Origin of the sequence: Streptomyces sp. NPDC015125 (assembly GCF_043080045.1) — a bacterium.
In the GTDB taxonomy this organism is placed as follows: domain Bacteria; phylum Actinomycetota; class Actinomycetes; order Streptomycetales; family Streptomycetaceae; genus Streptomyces.
On sequence record NZ_JBIBVF010000026.1, the window covers coordinates 30,634 to 48,349 of the forward strand.

Annotated in this window: 14 protein-coding genes; 12 read left to right on the plus strand and 2 right to left on the minus strand. The window is 71.7% G+C overall.

All coding sequences use genetic code 11. The annotated features are described in order from the left end of the window. Positions 1-60: 60 nt before the first annotated feature. Positions 61-1,212: a LacI family DNA-binding transcriptional regulator gene (locus tag ACF088_RS35540; RefSeq protein WP_392380031.1), complete on the minus strand. Its 1,152-nt coding sequence runs from the start codon at positions 1,210-1,212 to the stop codon at positions 61-63. 258 nt (positions 1,213-1,470) lie between these two features. Between ACF088_RS35540 and ACF088_RS35545 the strand changes: the two genes are divergently transcribed. Both ACF088_RS35545 and ACF088_RS35550 read left to right on the plus strand, forming a co-directional pair. Beyond that, positions 1,471-1,599 (plus strand): hypothetical protein, encoded by a 129-nt coding sequence (locus tag ACF088_RS35545; protein ID WP_392380032.1) that lies wholly within the window; start codon positions 1,471-1,473, stop codon positions 1,597-1,599. After that, complete coding sequence (locus ACF088_RS35550) at positions 1,596-2,843, plus strand: beta-1,3-glucanase family protein (protein ID WP_392380033.1); 1,248 nt, start codon at positions 1,596-1,598, stop codon at positions 2,841-2,843. Before ACF088_RS35545 ends, ACF088_RS35550 begins: the two co-directional genes overlap by 4 nt. 71 nt (positions 2,844-2,914) lie before the next feature. On the opposite strand, the gene ACF088_RS35555 is transcribed toward ACF088_RS35550, so the two are convergent. Further along, complete coding sequence (locus ACF088_RS35555) at positions 2,915-4,726, minus strand: glycoside hydrolase family 15 protein (protein WP_392380135.1); 1,812 nt, start codon at positions 4,724-4,726, stop codon at positions 2,915-2,917. Between the two features lie 465 nt (positions 4,727-5,191). Here ACF088_RS35555 and ACF088_RS35560 point away from each other — a divergent pair, with 465 nt between their 5' ends. The 10 genes from ACF088_RS35560 (at position 5,192) to ACF088_RS35605 (ending at position 17,653) form a co-directional block, all read left to right on the plus strand. After that, positions 5,192-6,847, plus strand: a complete 1,656-nt coding sequence (locus tag ACF088_RS35560; protein WP_392380034.1) for a CTP synthase — start codon at positions 5,192-5,194, stop codon at positions 6,845-6,847. 96 nt (positions 6,848-6,943) lie between these two features. Further along, positions 6,944-7,570: an NUDIX domain-containing protein gene (locus ACF088_RS35565; protein ID WP_392380035.1), complete on the plus strand. Its 627-nt coding sequence runs from the start codon at positions 6,944-6,946 to the stop codon at positions 7,568-7,570. A 171-nt stretch (positions 7,571-7,741) separates the two neighbouring features. Further along, entirely contained in the window at positions 7,742-9,904 is a 2,163-nt protein-coding gene (locus ACF088_RS35570; protein WP_392380036.1) for a tetratricopeptide repeat protein, read from the plus strand. 168 nt (positions 9,905-10,072) lie between these two features. Continuing rightward, a complete protein-coding gene (ald, locus tag ACF088_RS35575; RefSeq protein WP_088801953.1) occupies positions 10,073-11,188 on the plus strand; it encodes an alanine dehydrogenase in 1,116 nt (371 codons plus the stop codon). Between the two features lie 488 nt (positions 11,189-11,676). Further along, entirely contained in the window at positions 11,677-12,693 is a 1,017-nt protein-coding gene (locus ACF088_RS35580) for an AAA family ATPase (RefSeq protein ID WP_030990106.1), read from the plus strand. Then, positions 12,678-13,343, plus strand: a complete 666-nt coding sequence (locus ACF088_RS35585) for a hypothetical protein (RefSeq protein WP_392380037.1) — start codon at positions 12,678-12,680, stop codon at positions 13,341-13,343. The genes ACF088_RS35580 and ACF088_RS35585 overlap by 16 nt, the downstream gene beginning before the upstream one ends. Positions 13,344-13,608: 265 nt before the next feature. Beyond that, positions 13,609-14,622 (plus strand): segregation and condensation protein A, encoded by a 1,014-nt coding sequence (locus ACF088_RS35590; RefSeq protein ID WP_392380038.1) that lies wholly within the window; start codon positions 13,609-13,611, stop codon positions 14,620-14,622. Beyond that, positions 14,619-15,323, plus strand: coding sequence for an SMC-Scp complex subunit ScpB (gene scpB, locus ACF088_RS35595; RefSeq protein ID WP_392380039.1), 705 nt, complete (start codon positions 14,619-14,621; stop codon positions 15,321-15,323). Before ACF088_RS35590 ends, scpB begins: the two co-directional genes overlap by 4 nt. Further along, a complete protein-coding gene (locus ACF088_RS35600) occupies positions 15,323-16,507 on the plus strand; it encodes a pseudouridine synthase (protein WP_392380040.1) in 1,185 nt (394 codons plus the stop codon). The genes scpB and ACF088_RS35600 overlap by 1 nt, the downstream gene beginning before the upstream one ends. Before the next feature lie 132 nt (positions 16,508-16,639). Continuing rightward, positions 16,640-17,653 carry an ADP-ribosylglycohydrolase family protein gene (locus ACF088_RS35605; RefSeq protein ID WP_392380041.1) on the plus strand — a complete coding sequence of 338 codons (1,014 nt, stop codon included), beginning with the start codon at positions 16,640-16,642 and terminating at the stop codon, positions 17,651-17,653. Positions 17,654-17,716: the final 63 nt, after the last annotated feature.

Consider the following 17,716-nt stretch of genomic DNA (forward strand, 5'->3'; position numbering starts at 1 on the left):
CCGCACGGGGGCAGGGCAGGGGCGCGGCCGCAGATCAGGCCCGCCCCGCCCCCACCGCCCTCATGCCGACTCCCGCACCACCAGCCGCGCCCCAGTGATCACCGGCGCGAGTTCCGCCGGACCGGCCCCCGGCGCATGCTCCCCTCCCGGCGCCCTGTCCGTCCCGTCCGCTCTGTCCGCCCCGCCTGCCCTGTCTGCCCGGTCCACCCCGTCCGCCGCCGCCCCCTCGGACCTGCGCGGATCCAGCACTCGCAGCAGCAACCGGGCCATCAGCCGCCCCATCTCCTCCACGTCCTGCCGCACCGTGGTCAGCGGTGGATCCGCCCAGGCCGCCGGCTCCAGATCGTCGTAGCCGACCACCGCCACATCGTCCGGGACCCGCCGCCCACGGGCCCGGAGTGTGCGCAGCGCGCCGTTCGCCATCAGGTCGGAGCAGACGAAGACGGCGTCCAGGTCCGGTACGGCATCGAGGAGCTCGGCCATGGCCCGCTCGCCGCCCTGCGCCGTGAAGCCGCCGTCCGCGATCAGCCGCGGGTCCGGCTCCGGTGTACCGAGCGCATCGCGGTAGCCGTCGAGACGGTCCACCGCGGACGTCTGGTCGAGCGGCCCGGTGATCACGGCGATCCGGCGGCAACCACGGCCGAGGAGATGGTGTACGGCCTGGCGGGCACCGCCGCGGTTGTCGGTGTCGACGTACAACGGCCGCGGCGCGCGGTCGGCGCCCGCCCAGCCGGGCCGGCCGCCGTAGACGGTGGGCAGTCCGGCGCGCTCGGCCATGGCCGGCAGGGGGTCGTCGCGGTGCAGCGAGAACATCAGCGCGCCGTCGACATGCCCGGCCGACAGATAGCGGCCGATGCGGTCGTAGTCGGCGCGCTGCTCGACGAACATCAACAGGAGCTGGGTGTCGGCCGCGGCCAGTTCGCGGCTGATGCCCCGCAGTTGGCGTCCGAAGAACGGATCGCTGAAGACCCTGGCCTCGGGCTCCGCGATGACCACGGCGACCGCTCCCGTGCGGCGGGTGACCAGGGAGCGGGCCGCGCTGTTCGGTACGTAGCCCAGCGCGGTCACCGCCTCGCGGACCCGTTCCCGGACCGCGGCCCGTACACCCGCACCGCCGTTGACCACGCGGGAAACCGTGGCGCGGGAGACCCCGGCGAGCGCGGCGACCGCCTCCAGCGTCGGGCGCGGCCCCGGACCGTTCGGCTCAGCCACCTGCCACTCCCTTCCACTCCCCTCCACTCCTTCCACTCTTTCAACTCCTTTTTTCCCACGGTGACTTGACGGTGTCCCGTCGAGTCGGCAGGGTTCACTGCGCACGATATGAGAGCGCTCTCACGCTGGATGGCCCCAAGGAACTCCCCACCCCCCACTGCCGGAAAGAGTGTCATGAGCATGAGATATCGGCCCGGGAAGTCCGGTGTACAAGCGAGGGCAAAGCGACAGAAGCGGGCAGAAGCTCCGCTCTTCGCCGTGCGCACCGCACTCGTCACCACCGCCACCGCCACCGCCCCCACCGCCACGACCACCGCCTGTGCCTTCCCCCTCCCGACGGCCCCCACCGAGGAGACGGCCCCCGCCCCGCAAGGAGCCGCCTCGTGATCACGCGCCGCAGCCTGCTCGGCGGCCTCGCCGCCGGGGCCGCCACCGCCTCCGGAATCGCCCTGGCGGGCAGCGCCATCGGCGCCCCCGCCCCCGCCCGCGGGTCCGCCCGCACCGGCCGGGCCGCCGCGGGGATGCCCCTGCACCTCGTCAACAACTCCGGTGCCTACGCCAACTCCTCCGTCTGGATCTATATCGTCGGCAACGACGGCACCCAGCAGGTGCACGTCACTCCGGACGGCGAACTCAAGCCCGTCGCGGTCGCCGACAACGGCTCGGACGGTTTCACCGACTACGCCATCCCGCTCGCCGCGAGCGGCACCACGACCCTCCAGCTGCCGTACCTGTCCGGCCGGATCTACACCGCGCTGGGCGCCAAGCTGAAGTTCAAGGCGGTCCAGGACGGCAACGGCAAGGCCGCGCTCGCCTACCCGGCGGGCTGGGTCTCCGGCGACCCCAACTACGACGTGCTGCACGACTGCGCCGAGTTCACCTACAACTCCGGCGGGATGTTCTGCAACACCACCATGGTCGACATGTTCAGCGTCCCGCTCGCGATCAAGCTCACCGGGGCCAAGGAGCAGACCACGGGCACGCTCAAGGAAGGCGCCCGCGCCAAGATCTTCTCCGACGTCAAGGCCGCAGACGGCTTCGACCGCCTGGTCATCGACGACAAGCGGGTGATCGCCCCCGGCCACGGCCTGGACGGCGGGCTGTTCGCCAAGGACTACTTCGCCCCGGCCGTCGACGAGGCCTGGTCCGCCTATGAGGGCAAGGACCTGTCCGTGACCACCAACGCGGGCACCTTCACCGGCCGGGTCAGCGGCGGAAAGCTCACCTTCACCGTCCCCCAAGGCATGAAGAGCCAGGGTGGGAGTGCCCCCAGCGGTAGCGGGGGGAGTGCCCCCACCAAGACGGTCTCCTTCGACAAGCCGTCCACCCGCGATGTCCTGTTCTGCGACGGCACCCTCGCGGCCCCGAACGACGGGACCCTCGGCCCGGTCGCCGCCATCCTGGGCGCCGCGCTCAACCGCTCCACCCTCGCCTCGGAGGCACACCAGCCCACCACCGACCCGGCCGCCTTCTACCGGCAGCAACGGACCCATCACTACGCCAAGGCCATGCACGCCGCGACGCAGGACGGCAAGGCGTACGGCTTCGCCTTCGACGACGTCGGCGGCTTCGCCTCCTACATCGAGGACGGCGTCCCGAAGGAGATCACCCTCACCCTGACCCCCTTCTGACAAAGAAAGGTGCCGTCCGAAAGCCGGACGGCACCACGGAACGCCGGGAGGTTGGCGCCCCGAAGGAGGCGCTAACCTCCGTAGGCCCCGCTGGCGGTCAACCGCAGTGCCGTGTCGATCAGCGGAACATGGCTGAACGCCTGCGGGAAGTTGCCCACCTGCCGCTGTGCCTTGGGGTCCCACTCCTCCGCGAGCAGCCCCAGGTCGTTGCGGAGCGAGAGCAGCTTCTCGAAGAGCTTGCGGGCCTCGTCCACCCGGCCGATCATCGCGAGGTCGTCGGCGAGCCAGAACGAACACGCCAGGAAGGCGCCCTCCTCACCCTCCAGACCGTCCACCCCGAGATCGTCCGCACCGGACGTCGGGTAGCGCAGCACGAAGCCGTCCTCGGTGGACAGCTCCCGCTGGATCGCCTCGATGGTGCCGATGACGCGCTTGTCGTCCGGCGGCAGGAAGCCCATCTGCGGGATCAGCAGCAGCGAGGCGTCCAGCTCCTGCGAGCCGTAGGACTGGGTGAAGGTGTTGCGCTCCTTGTCGTACCCGTTCTCGCAGACGTCCCGGTGGATCGTCTCGCGCAGGTCCTTCCAGCGCTCCAGCGGCCCGTCGACGTCCCCGGCCTCGATCAGCTTGACCGTGCGGTCGACCGCGACCCAGGTCATGACCTTGGAGTGCACGAAGTGCCGGCGCGGGCCGCGGACCTCCCAGATCCCCTCGTCCGGCTCGTCCCAGTGCTTCTCCACCCACTGGATCAGCTTGAGCTGGAGCAGCGAGGCGTAGTCGTTGCGCGCCAGGCCCGTCATGTGCGCCAGGTGCAGCGCCTCGGTGACCTCGCCGTACACATCGAGCTGGAGCTGTCCGGCGGCACCGTTGCCGACCCGCACCGGACGGGAATTCTCGTAGCCGGGAAGCCAAGTGAGGTCGTTCTCGCCCAGTTCGCGCTCACCGGCGATGCCGTACATGATCTGCAGGTTCTCCGGATCGCCGGCCACCGCCCGCAGCAGCCACTCCCGCCAGGCCCGCGCCTCTTCGCGGTAGCCGGTGCGCAGCAGGGAGGACAGGGTGATCGCGGCGTCCCGCAGCCAGGTGAAGCGGTAGTCCCAGTTGCGCACGCCGCCGATGCACTCCGGCAGCGAGGTGGTCGGCGCCGCCACGATCCCGCCGGTCGGCGCGTACGTCAGCGCCTTGAGCGTGATCAGCGAGCGCACCACCGCATCGCGGTAGGGGCCGTGGTACGTGCAGTGCTCGACCCACTCGCGCCAGAACTCCTCGGTCGCCTCCAGCGACGCCTCGGGCTCCGCCACGGCCGGCGGCGGCTTGTGGGACGGCTCCCAGCTGATCGTGAACGCGATCCGCTCACCCGGCGAGACGGTGAAGTCGGAGTACGTCGTCAGGTCCTTGCCGTACGTCTCCGCCGCGGTGTCCAGCCACACCGAATCGGGGCCCGCGACCGCGACCGTACGGTCGTCGACCTTGTGCACCCAGGGCACGACCCAGCCGTAGGAGAACCGCATCCGCAGCTCGGAGCGCATCGGGACGCGGCCGCTGACGCCCTCCACGATGCGGATCAGCTGCGGCGCGCCATCGCGCGGGGGCATGAAGTCGATCACCCGGACGGTACCGCGCGGGGTGTCCCACTCCGATTCCAGGACGAGCGAATCGCCCCGATAGCGCCGGCGGTCGGCCGGTGCGGGCCGCCCCCCGGGGCCGTTGACCGGCCCCATCCGCCAGAATCCGTGCTCCTCCGTGCCCAGCAGCCCTGCAAAGACCGCCGGGGAGTCGAAGCGGGGCAGGCACAGCCAGTCGACCGTGCCGTCCCTGCACACTAGAGCGGCGGTTTGCATATCGCCGATAAGTGCGTAGTCCTCGATGCGCCCGGCCACGTGCATCTCCCGTCGAACTGGAGTCACGCCCCCCATGGGACGTTGTGATCTGTCCGTCCTGCCCATGAAACGTCGCCGAGCAGCGGGACCGGAAATTCGGGCTGGGGGCACCGCCCAGCGGTAGCTGGGGGAGGGTGGTGCCTTCCCGGACGGCTCGTTGCGAGTGTCCGAGCAGGATACGACGCACGTGGGTGATCCGCGCGCCCCTCGCGACGAGTGAAGCGGTCCAAATGGGTGGCCTCCGTCACGTGACAGCGTCATCCGGAACCGCCACCGCCAGGTTCCCATGTGTGGCCGGACACGACCATGCCCGGTCGCTGATAGCCTGGTACCCCGTGGACCGGTGGGACGCAGATAGATGTCACGGCAGAAGTCACGGCACCCCCGAACCGCAGCGACGGCACCTGAATCCCAGGCCCCACGCCGCTTCGCACCTCTCCACCTCGCGACCACGGGAGTTCCCTCTTGGCCATGCCGCCCAAATCCACGACGACCAAGCACCTCTTCGTCACCGGGGGCGTCGCCTCCTCGCTGGGCAAGGGGCTGACCGCCTCCAGCCTGGGTGCTCTCCTCAAGGCGCGGGGCCTGCGGGTCACGATGCAGAAGCTCGACCCGTACCTGAACGTCGACCCGGGAACGATGAACCCGTTCCAGCACGGTGAGGTCTTCGTCACCAACGACGGCGCCGAGACCGACCTGGACATCGGTCACTACGAGCGCTTCCTGGACGTCGACCTCGACGGCTCCGCGAACGTCACCACCGGCCAGGTCTACAACACCGTGATCGCCAAGGAGCGGCGCGGCGAGTACCTCGGTGACACCGTGCAGGTCATCCCGCACATCACCAACGAGATCAAGCACCGCATCCGGCGGATGGCGACCGAGGACGTCGACGTCGTCATCACCGAGGTCGGCGGCACCGTCGGCGACATCGAGTCGCTGCCGTTCCTGGAGACGGTCCGCCAGGTCCGCCACGAGGTCGGCCGGGACAACGTCTTCGTCGTGCACATCTCGCTGCTCCCCTACATCGGCCCCTCCGGTGAGCTGAAGACCAAGCCGACCCAGCACTCGGTCGCGGCGCTGCGCAACATCGGTATCCAGCCCGACGCGATCGTGCTGCGTGCCGACCGCGAGGTCCCGACCGCGATCAAGCGCAAGATCTCGCTGATGTGCGACGTCGACGAGGCCGCGGTCATCGCCTGCCCGGACGCGCCGTCGATCTACGACATCCCCAAGGTCGTGCACGCCGAGGGCCTGGACGCCTTCATCGTGCGCAAGCTGGACCTGCCGTTCCGCGATGTCGACTGGACCCAGTGGGCGGATCTGCTCGACCGCGTCCACAACCCCGACCACGAGGTCAAGGTCGCGCTGGTCGGCAAGTACATCGACCTGCCGGACGCCTACCTCTCGGTCACCGAGGCGCTGCGGGCCGGCGGCTTCGCGAACAAGACCCGCGTGAAGCTGAAGTGGGTCACCTCCGACGACTGCAAGACCCAGGCCGGCGCCGCCGAGCAGCTCGCCGACTGCGACGCCGTCTGCATCCCCGGCGGCTTCGGCGACCGCGGTGTGGACGGCAAGGTCGGCGCGATCACCTACGCCCGGGAGAACAAGCTCCCGCTGCTCGGCCTGTGCCTGGGCCTGCAGTGCGTGGTCATCGAGGCGGCCCGCAACCTGGCCGGCATCGAGGGCGCGAACTCCACCGAGTTCGACCCGGCCGCGGCCGACCCGGTGATCTCCACCATGGCCGAGCAGATGGACATCGTCGCAGGTGAGGGCGATATGGGCGGCACGATGCGGCTGGGTATGTACCCGGCCAAGCTCGCCGAGGGCTCCATCGTCCGCGAGGTCTACGACGACCAGCCGTACGTCGAGGAGCGCCACCGCCACCGCTACGAGGTCAACAACGCCTACCGCGGCGAGCTGGAGAAGAAGGCCGGGCTGCAGTTCTCCGGCACCTCCCCGGACAACAAGCTCGTCGAGTACGTCGAGTACCCGCGCGAGATGCACCCCTACCTCGTCGCCACCCAGGCGCACCCGGAGCTGCGCTCCCGCCCGACCCGCCCGCACCCGCTCTTCGCCGGACTGGTGAAGGCCGCGGTCGCGCGCAAGACGGGCACCGCGAAGTAAGGGACACCGCGGCGGATACGGTTGCCGGGGTACGGCCTCTTCGAGGTCGTGCCCCGGTTTCTGCGTTGGTACAGGCGACACACAGGAGGACGTGCCATGGCGATCAAGGACACCCCGGAGGAGTGGACGGTCACCGCGACCACGACGCCGTTCACCGGGAACAAGACCAGCGTGCGCACCGACGAGGTCGTGATGCCGGACGGCTCCACCGTCACCCGTGACTACCAGGTCCACCCCGGCTCGGTTGCCGTCCTCGCCCTCGACGACGAGGGCCGGGTGCTGGTGCTGCGCCAGTACCGCCACCCCGTACGCCAGAGGCTGTGGGAGATCCCCGCCGGGCTGCTCGACGTCCCCGGTGAGAACCCGTTGCACGCCGCGCAGCGCGAGCTGTACGAGGAGGCGCACGTCAAGGCCGCGGACTGGCGGGTGCTGACCGATGTCTACACCACGCCCGGCGGCTGCGACGAGGCCGTACGGATCTTCCTCGCCCGTGGTCTGTCCGAGGCCGAGGGGGAGCGGTTCGAGGTCTCCGAGGAGGAGGCCGACATGGAGCTGGCACGGGTGCCGCAGGCCGAGCTGGTCGGTCGGGTACTCGCCGGTGATCTGCACAACAACTGCCTCGTCGTGGGGGCGCTGGCGCTGACCGCCGCCCAGGGCGGCGAGGGCCTGGACGCGCTGCGGCCGGCCGATGCCCCGTGGCCGGCCCGCCCCTTCGAGGCCTGAGCCGCCGAAGTCCGCCGCCGTCCCGCCACGAGCCGGTCGGATGATCTACCGATCCGATCGGGTGACGCAACCGCCCTGCTCTGCAGGGGAGGTGACGGCCCGTGAACTACGCTCGGCAGCGTTCCGTCCCGGCGGCGGACACGTACGCGCAGGTGGACGGGAGCGTGACCGGTGACGGATCAGGCGGTGGGCGGGGGGCACCTCCCGCCGGAGATGGCGGACGGGCCGGCCACGGCGGCACCCGGACAGCGGGCGCCGGGAACCCGCAGGGACGGTGCCACCGCCCGCCCCGCCGCCCGTGCGGCCGCCACCGCCCCCGCCGCCGGCGGGTTCGCCGGACGCCGCCGCGAGCTCAAGGCGCTGCACGCCGATATCGCCCGGGCCGGCCTGGACACCCTCTCCGGCCGCAAGGGCGCCCGCAGCCGGGTGCTGCTGATCGCCGGCCGCCCCGGCTCCGGACGTACGGCCCTGGCCGAGGAGCTGCTGCGCGAGCTGGCGGACGGCCACCCCGACGGGGTGCTGCGGGCCACGCTGACCGGGCCGGGCGGCGATCCGGCCGGTACCGGCCGCACCGCGCGGGAGCTGCTGGCCGCACTCGGCCTCGACGCTCCGCCGGGCGCCGCCGAGGACGAGCTCACCGAGCAGCTGCGCGCGGCCCTCGCCGGGCGTCGTGCACTGCTCTTCCTGGACGACGCACCGGGCGCGGAACAGGTCGAACCGCTGCTCCCGGACGCCCCCGACTGCCTGGTCGTGGTGGTCTCGCAGGGGCCGCTGACCGGCATTCCGGACGTCCGGCCGTGTGCCCTGGGCGGCCTGGACAGCGCGGCCGGTGTCGAGATGCTCAGCCGGTACGCCGGTCCGACCCGGATCACCGTCGACCCGCGCACCGCCGACAGCGTCGCCGAGGAGTGCGGCGGCCAGCCCGCCGCGCTGGTGCTGGCCGGTGCCTGGCTCGCCGCCCGCCCCATGTCCTCGGTCGCCGATCTGTACCAGGCGCTGCACGCCGTCCCGCTGCCCGAGGACCTGCCCACCGGCGCCCGCCCGCTGTTCCGCGCCTTCCGACTCGTCCATGACGCCCTGCCGCCGCCCGCCGCCCGCATACTGCGGCTGATCACGCTGGCGCCGGCCGGTCTGGTGGACGCCCATATCGCCTCCGCCCTGGCCGGCTGCTCGGTGGCGGCGGCCGCCACGACGCTGGGCGACTTCACCGCGCTGGGCCTGCTGCGGCCGGTCGGCGCCGAGGACGACGGAGCCGCCGGCGTCGGCGCCGGCACCGGCGCCGGCGCGCCCGACCCGGCCCTGCGCCCGCAGTTCCGGCTGCCCGGCTGCCTCGCCCCGCTGGCGCGCGAACTGCTCCGGGAACACGAGCGTCCGGCCGATGTCCAACTGGCCCGCGCCCGGATGCTGGAGCGGACCGTGCGGCTGCTCCAGTCCTGCCGGGCGATGGCCGAGCCGGCCGATTCCCCCGCGCGGCAGAAGGTCGACGGGCTGCCGCGCTCGCTGCGCTTCTCCTCGAAGGCCGCTGCCGCGCACTGGCTGCACAGCCGCCGTGGTGCGCTCCTCGACGCCGCCGGCATCGCCGTCGCGGACGGCGAACTCGACACCCTGGACCGCCGGTTGATGGCCGCGCTGACCCGCACGCTGCTCGCGTACCAGGGCCCCGAGGCCGCCGCGCCGGACCTCTATGCGCTGCACGGACTCGTGCTCCAGGTCGCCGAGCGGCGCGAGCTGCCGCGGGAGAAGTCCGCCGCCCTGCTGAACCTCGCGGACCTGGACGGGCAGGCGGGCCGCACCGCTCAGGCGCTCACCCGCTACCGGGGTGCGCTGGAGGCCGCCCGCTCGGTGCAGGACCCGGTGGCGACCGGCCGGGCGCTGGAGTCGCTGGGTGGTACGTACCTCACGCTGGGCGACTGGCAGCGGGCCGCCGACTGGTACGGCCGGGCGCTGGAGCTGCGGCTGGCCCGCGGCGAGAGCGGGGACGCGGCACGGCTGCAGGGCCGGATCGGCGGGGCGCACACCTACGCGGGCCGGTGGGGCGAGGCGCTCAAGGCGTGGCGGGCGGCGGTCGGGACGTACCGCAGGACCGGCGATGTGGCCGGCCAGGCGCGGGCGACGGGTGAGGTGGCCCGGGTGCAGGAGTACGCGGGGCGGCCCGAGGAGGCGCTGCGGACCTGTCTCGAAGCCCTCGGCATCGCCCGGAAAGCGGGCGACGGACGACTGGAGGCGGCACTGCAACTACGGATTGCGGACACCCTCGAGCGGCTCGGAGATCCGGCCGCGGCACGGCTCCATCGGGCCGTGGGGGAGCGACTCCTCGAAGATCACTCCGAGTGACCTGCGAAATCGGTGGTGCTTCTCGCAAGAATTAATGCTTTGCAAGGCTAGACAACGAGAGCTCCTTCAATAGACTGGCCGGGCCGCGTTCAGCGCGGTCAGTTCCGTCATGCACCGCATGAGGGGATAATTCCTTCTGCACCCTCTCTTTCAAGGACCGTGATCGACGTGAAGGTCGGCATCCCCCGCGAGGTCAAGAACAACGAGTTCCGCGTGGCTATCACGCCCGCCGGAGTCAACGAACTCGTCCGCCACGGCCACCAGGTCTTCATCGAGAAGGACGCCGGCGCCGGCTCCTCCATCACGAATGAGGAGTACGTCTCCGCCGGTGCCTCCATCCTGGACACCGCCGATGAGGTCTGGGGCACCGCTGACCTGCTGCTGAAGGTCAAGGAGCCGATCGCGGAGGAGTACCACCGCCTCCGCAAGGACCAGACGCTCTTCACCTACCTGCACCTGGCCGCCTCGCGGGAGTGCACCGACGCGCTGCTGGAGTCCGGCACCACCGCGATCGCCTACGAGACCGTCGAGACGGCCGGCCGCCAGCTGCCGCTGCTCGCCCCGATGTCCGAGGTCGCGGGCCGGATCGCCCCGCAGGTCGGCGCCTACCACCTGATGCGCCAGGCCGGCGGCCGCGGTGTGCTGCCCGGCGGCGTCCCCGGTGTCCACGCGGGCAAGGCCGTCATCATCGGCGGTGGCGTCTCCGGCTGGAACGCGCTGCAGATCGCCGTGGGCCTCGGCTTCCACGTCACCCTGCTCGACAAGGACATCAACAAGCTCCGCGAGGCCGACAAGATCTTCGGCACCAAGGTGCAGACGATCGTCTCCAACGCCTACGAGCTGGAGAAGGCCGTCGTCGAGGCCGACCTCGTCGTCGGTGCCGTCCTGATCCCCGGCGCCAAGGCGCCGAAGCTGGTCACCAACGAGCTCGTCGCCAAGATGAAGCCCGGAAGTGTTCTTGTCGACATCGCGATCGACCAGGGCGGCTGCTTCGAGGACTCCCGTCCCACCACGCACGCCGAGCCGACCTTCGCGGTCCACAACTCGGTCTTCTACTGCGTCGCCAACATGCCCGGCGCGGTCCCGAACACCTCCACCCACGCGCTCACCAACGCCACGCTGCCCTACATCGTGGAGCTGGCGAACCGCGGCTGGGTCGAGGCGCTGCGCCGTGACCCGGCGCTGGCCAAGGGCCTGAACACGCACGACGGCAAGGTGGTCTACGGTCCCGTCGCCGAGGCGCACGGCCTGGAGCACGTCGAACTGCGCACCCTCCTCGGCTGAGACGTCAACGACGCGCGTCAACGCTGTATATCCGGCCGGGCCTTGTCGACAAGGCCCGGCCGGTTGCATGCGTGGCGTGCGGAACGCCTTGTTCCGGAACGTCGGCCCCCAACTCGCCGCGAACGTGACCCTTTAGCCGTTTCGCGCACCCCTGAAACTTCGGTCCGACGTCACTTGCGCCCTTGACATCGGGGGTCCGGTTACCGACACATCGTGCCGGGTCCGGTGGATTGTGTTGCTGCGGACGCCCGACACGCCATAGAGTCGCCAACCGTCGGCATGGTGCCACGCTGACCTATCGATAAAGTTTCCTGGTCACATCCAAGGAGGTAAGACGACTTGTGAATGAGTCGACATTTTCTCCCGGAGGTGGTCAACCAGGAGCGGTTGCACGGGGCCACGGTCCCTCGGGGCGCGAGGCTGTCGGCTCCGTTGCGGTCCACACCTTCGCAGCCCAGCAGAGCATTTCCACGACAGCCCACCAGAGCATGGACGGCCATCACGTGAACGCCATGGCCGGCGACCGGGGCAGTGGAGAACCCGCCCGTCTCGCCGACTACGACGACCTGCCCCAGGGGCACTTCTACGATCCGGACGCGGAGTACGAGCCCGACCCCGAATATGCCGCGACGCTCGCGCCGGACGCCGCGCGCCAGCGCCGGGAACGCGTCGGCCCGACCGGACGCCCGCTTCCCTATTTCCCCATCCCGGGACCGCTGTCCGACCACGGCCCCGCCAAAATCATCGCCATGTGCAACCAGAAGGGCGGGGTCGGCAAGACCACCTCGACCATCAACCTGGGTGCCGCACTTGCCGAATACGGACGACGGGTGCTGCTCGTCGACTTCGACCCGCAGGGTGCCCTGTCGGTCGGACTCGGCGTCAACCCGATGGAGCTCGATCTGACGGTCTACAACCTGCTCATGGAGCGGGGCATGGCGGCCGACGAGGTGCTCCTGAAGACCGCGGTTCCCAACATGGACCTGCTGCCCAGCAATATCGATTTGTCAGCTGCCGAGGTGCAGTTGGTCAGCGAGGTCGCGCGCGAGTCGACCCTGCAGCGCGCCCTGAAGCCGCTGCTGGCCGACTACGACTACATCGTCATCGACTGCCAGCCCTCCCTCGGTCTGCTCACCGTCAACGCCCTGACGGCGGCTCACAAGGTCATCGTGCCGCTGGAGTGCGAGTTCTTCGCGCTGCGCGGTGTCGCGCTGCTCACCGAGACGATCGAAAAGGTCCAGGAACGGCTCAACCCCGAGCTGGAGCTGGACGGCATCCTGGCGACGATGTACGACTCCCGCACGGTGCACAGCCGCGAGGTCCTGGCGCGTGTCGTCGAGGCCTTCGACGATCACGTCTACCACACCGTCATCGGCCGTACGGTCCGCTTCCCCGAGACCACCGTCGCGGGCGAGCCGATCACCACCTACGCCTCCAACTCCGTCGGCGCCGCCGCCTATCGCCAGCTCGCCAGGGAGGTGCTCGCCCGGTGTCACGCCGAGTGAGTCTTCCGGGAGCCGACGAACTGTTCCGCACCACCGGGGGAGGGGGGCTGCAGCCCTCCAGCCCCCGCCGCTCGGCGAACGGCTCCACGGCCGGCGGCGAGGCGCCCCGGGTACCCGCACCGGCCGGCGAGCCCGATACGGCGGAGGAGGGGCCGGAGACGGCCACCGCGGTACGGCAGCGACGGTCCGGGGCCGGAGGTTGGGACGCCCCGGCGGCGACGGCCGGTGACGGCGGACCGGCCACCCCGCCCCGGGTGCCCGCCGTCGGCCCCCCGGCCGAGCACAGCGGCCGGGAGGGCGACGCCGACGCCGCCAAGGGCCACCGGGCCCAGGCGGGCCAGGGCGGCCAGGCAGGTTCCGACGCGGCCGCCGCGGCGGCGCAGGCCGGAGGACAGGGCCGCCGGCGCGGTGGCTCCCGCGGTGCCAACCGTCGCCCCAGCGGCCGGGAGCGGCACGACGAGAAGATCACCGTCTATGTCTCCGCCGAGGAGCTCATGGACCTCGAACATGCGCGGCTGGTGCTGCGCGGCGAGCACGGCCTCGCCGTCGACCGCGGCCGGATCGTCCGCGAGGCGGTCGCCGTCGTCCTCGCCGACCTGGAGTCGCGCGGCGACGCCAGCATTCTGGTGCGGCGGCTGCGGGGGCGCTGACGCCCTCGCCCCGGCTCACGCGGGGGCGCGGCCGGTTCGGCACCACCGGGTGCCTGCGCCGTGGCCGCTCGCCGTTGTGGCGGAGTCTTCCTGTGGCGGTTGCCACGGTGCCGATACGGTGCTGAAACGTCACGCCGCGCGGGACCGGCCGCGTCCGGGTCGGCCCTGGCGAGGGTGCCGCGAGATAGCCTGCCCCCTCGGCGGGTTGTCCCGCCCGTGACCAGCCCGTCGCCCCCGGCACGGGGCCACAGCACCATGGACCGCGATGCCGACGACCAACGACGACGCCCCCGCGCCCCGCGCCCGTAGACCTCTCGGGCGCGGGGCCGCTGCGGGGCCGGTGGCACCGGATGCGCCCGCGGCGCCGGAGGAGCCCGCGGTACCGGCAGATGCCCCCGCGGCCGTCCCCGGTGTCTCTCCCGGCGGGACTTCCCCCGGGGCCGGCGACGGCACGTTCACCCTCCGGCTGGCGAACTTCGAGGGCCCCTTCGATCTCCTGCTGCAGTTGATCTCCAAGCACAAGCTGGACGTCACCGAGGTCGCGCTGTCGAAGGTGACCGACGAGTTCATGGCGCACATCCGGGCCATGGGGCCGGACTGGGATCTGGACCAGACCACGGAGTTCCTGGTCGTCGCGGCGACGCTGCTGGATCTGAAGGCGGCCCGGCTGCTGCCCGTGGCCGAAGTGGAGGACGAGGCCGATCTCGCGCTCCTGGAGGCGCGCGACCTGCTGTTCGCCCGGCTGCTGCAGTACCGCGCCTACAAGCGGATCGCGGACATCTTCAGCGGCCGGCTGGCGGACGAGGCCCGGCGCCACCCCCGTACGGTCGGGCTGGAGCCGTACCTCGCCGAGCTGTTGCCCGAGGTGGTCATCAGCACCGGAGCGGAGGGATTCGCCAAGCTCGCGGTGAAGGCGATGCAGCCCAAGGCCCGGCCGCAGGTCTATGTCGACCACATCCATGCGCCGCTGGTGAGCGTGCGGGAGCAGGCCGAGGTGGTGATGGCGCGGCTGCGGGAGGCGGGCGAGGCCGGCTTCCAGGAGCTGTGCGCGGACGCACCGGACACCCTCACCGTCGTGGCGCGCTTCCTGGCCCTGCTGGAGCTCTACCGGGAGCGGGTGGTGGCCCTGGAGCAGGAGGAGGCCCTGGGGGCGCTCACGGTCCGGTGGACGGGCGCGGAGGGGGCCGCGCCGGTGGTCACGGACGAGTTCGACCAGGAACCGGGGGAGCGCGCCGCCGAGGCGGAGCAGGGAGAGCACACAGCGAAGGAGCGGGCATGAGCGGCGTGGCCGGCAACGGGGCGTACGACATCACGGAGGCGGCGTCCGGTCCGGGCGGGGGCGCGGGGGAGCGGCCCGACGCACCGGCCGGGGCGCTGGGCGTCGACGGGCTGGCGCTGAAGCCCGCACTGGAGGCGGTCCTCATGGTCGTCGACGAGCCCGCGACCGAGGAACACCTGGCCAGGGTGTTGCAGCGGCCCCGCCGGGCGGTCGCGCTGGCGCTGCGCGAGCTGTCCGACGACTACGCCCGCCAGGGGCGCGGTTTCGACCTGCGCCTGGTGGCCGGGGGCTGGCGGTTCTACTCCCGTGCCGAGTACGCGGACGCGGTGGAGAGCTTCGTCCTGGACGGGCAGCAGGCCCGGCTCACGCAGGCCGCATTGGAGACTCTGGCCGTGGTCGCGTACCGTCAGCCGGTCAGCCGTTCCCGGGTCTCGGCCGTACGGGGCGTGAACTGTGACGGTGTGATGCGCACGCTTCTCCAGCGCGGCCTGGTGGAGGAGGCGGGGACGGAACCTGAAACAGGTGCGATCCTGTACAGGACGACGAATTACTTTCTGGAGCGGATGGGCCTGCGCGGCCTGGACGAGCTCCCTGAGCTCGCACCGTTCCTCCCGGAGGCGGAGGCGGTGGAGGGCGACTCCCCGGAAGGTATCCCGTCGTTCGACGTAGACGACAGCGGCGACTCTCAGACGGATCATTGATGCGAAGCAGCGGCAGGAACAACAGGGACAGCGGCCGGGGCGACCACCGCGGCGCCGGTGGGGGCACCCCGCGGCAGAAGGCCGGGGGGAAGAAGGACGACAAGCAGCGCTCGGGCCGTCCCCGTCCCGAGGAGCGCCGCTACGACGTGGGCGGATCCGGTGGTCCCGGGGGCTCCTCGGACCGCAAGGACGAGCGCGGCGGCGGCGCGAAGAGCGGTGGCGCCAAGAGCAGTGGCGCGAAGAGCGGCGGCAGCCGCGGCGCGGCGGCCCGTGGCGGCGCCAAGGGCGGCCCGCGTACCGGCGCTGCGTCCAAGGGGTCCCGTCCCGGTGCCAAGGGCGGCCCGCAGCGCGGCCGCGGCCAGGCGCCGGCACGGCCCCGTGAGTACGACGCCCAGGTGGAGGAGCGCAACCGCGCCCGCCACGACAAGCCCCAGGTCAAGACGCCCAAGACGTTCGGCGACCAGGAGGGCGAGCGTCTGCAGAAGGTGCTGGCCAGGGCCGGTATGGGCTCGCGGCGGGCCTGCGAGGAACTGATCGACCAGGCGCGGGTCGAGGTCAACGGCCAGATCGTCACGGAGCAGGGCGTCCGGGTCGACCCGGAGAAGGACGAGATCAAGGTCGACGGCCTGACGGTCGCCACCCAGTCGTACCTCTTCTTCGCGCTGAACAAGCCGGCCGGTGTGGTCTCCACCATGGAGGACCCGGACGGCCGCCAGTGCCTGGGCGACTACGTCACCAACCGTGAGACGCGGCTGTTCCACGTCGGCCGGCTGGACACCGAGACGGAGGGCATCATCCTGCTCACCAACCACGGCGAGCTGGCCCACCGTCTGACGCACCCGCGCTACGGCGTCAAGAAGACCTACCTGGCCGCGATCCAGGGCCCCCTCCCGCGCGACCTGGGCAAGCAGCTCAAGGACGGCATCCAGCTGGAGGACGGCTACGCCCGCGCCGACCACTTCCGGGTCGTGGAGAACACCGGCAAGAACTACCTCGTCGAGGTCACGCTCCACGAAGGCCGTAAGCACATCGTGCGCCGCATGCTGTCGGAGGCCGGCTTCCCGGTCGACAAGCTCGTCCGCACGAGCTTCGGCCCGATCGCCCTGGGCGACCAGAAGTCGGGCTGGCTGCGCCGGATGACCAACACCGAGGTCGGCATGCTGATGCGCGAGGTCGAGCTCTAGTCGCAGCACCGGGCCCGCAGGGACCTCCGGCGGACCCGGCGGACCCGGCGGACCCGTACGGCAGGGAAATGCCTTGCGGCGGCGCCGCACCACCCCTTAGTGTCACTGTGACATTAAGGGGTGGTTTTTTTGATGGTGTCCACGGGGTCCGCCGCTACCGGCTCACTGATCGGGCTCGCGCTCGGTGACGCGCTCGGTTTTCCCACCGAGTTCAACGACGTGCCGTCGATCCTGGCCAAGTGCGGCCCGTGGCGGCAGATGGCGCTGCCCGAGCCCGCCTTCGTCACCGACGACACCCAGATGACGCTGGCGCTGGGCCGCGGGCTGCGCACCGCCATGGGGCGCGGCGACCTCACCCCGGGCGGCCTCCTGGGTCCCGTGCGTGAGGAGTACGTCGCCTGGTGGCGCTCGCCCGACAACAACCGGGCACCGGGCGGGACGTGTCTGAGGGCCTGTGAGCTGCTCAGCGACGGGGACCTGCCGTGGGCCGGGGCCGCCCAGATGGGGTCGAAGGGCTGCGGCGCCAATATGCGGGTCGCGCCGATCGGGCTGGCACCGGGGCTGAGCCCCCACCAGCGCTCCGGCGCCGCGCAGCTGCAGTCCGCGCTGACCCATGGGCACCCCACCGCGCTGGCCGCCGGCGATCTGACCGCCTACGCCGTACGCGCCCTCGCCGACGGCACGCCGCCCGCCGAGCTGACCGGCCGGCTGCGGGCGTACGCCGAGGACCACCGCACCGTCTACCGGGAGGACTGGCTCGGCGACCTGTGGCGGCGGAGCCAGGACCCCTCCGCGACGGCCTTCGCCGCCCGCGGCTGGGACGAGTGCCTCGGTGTCCTGGACCGGCTGGACGCGGCGCTCGGCGCCCCGGACCCGGAGGCCGACCCCTGCCTGGCCACCGGCGCAGGCTGGATCGCCGAACAGGCGCTGGCCACCGGCCTGCTGTGCTTCCTGCTCTTCCCCGACGAGCCGCTCACCGCGCTGCGCCGGGCCGCCTGCACCTCCGGCGACTCCGACTCGATCGCCTGCCTCACCGGCGCCTTCGCGGGTGCCTACCTGGGCGCCGGCGCCTGGCCCGAGGAGTGGGCCTCCCGTATCGAGTACCGCGACGAACTGCTGGCACTGGGGGAGGCCTGGGATGCCTGAGAACCCGGCAGCCGGCGAAACGGCCGGCGAATCGACCGGCGAAACGGTCGGCCGCACGGGAGG

Bases quoted from the DNA above. Each gene is read 5' to 3' on its own strand.
- ACF088_RS35565 (WP_392380035.1), top strand. From the start codon at position 6,944: ATGGCGATCAAGGACACCCCGGAGGAGTGGACGGTCACCGCGACCACG.
- ACF088_RS35580 (WP_030990106.1), top strand. From the start codon at position 11,677: ATGGACGGCCATCACGTGAACGCCATGGCCGGCGACCGGGGCAGTGGA.
- ACF088_RS35555 (WP_392380135.1), bottom strand. From the start codon at position 4,726: ATGCACGTGGCCGGGCGCATCGAGGACTACGCACTTATCGGCGATATG.
- ACF088_RS35600 (WP_392380040.1), top strand. From the start codon at position 15,323: ATGCGAAGCAGCGGCAGGAACAACAGGGACAGCGGCCGGGGCGACCAC.
- ACF088_RS35605 (WP_392380041.1), top strand. From the start codon at position 16,640: ATGGTGTCCACGGGGTCCGCCGCTACCGGCTCACTGATCGGGCTCGCG.
- scpB (WP_392380039.1), top strand. From the start codon at position 14,619: ATGAGCGGCGTGGCCGGCAACGGGGCGTACGACATCACGGAGGCGGCG.
- ACF088_RS35560 (WP_392380034.1), top strand. From the start codon at position 5,192: ATGCCGCCCAAATCCACGACGACCAAGCACCTCTTCGTCACCGGGGGC.
- ACF088_RS35590 (WP_392380038.1), top strand. From the start codon at position 13,609: ATGCCGACGACCAACGACGACGCCCCCGCGCCCCGCGCCCGTAGACCT.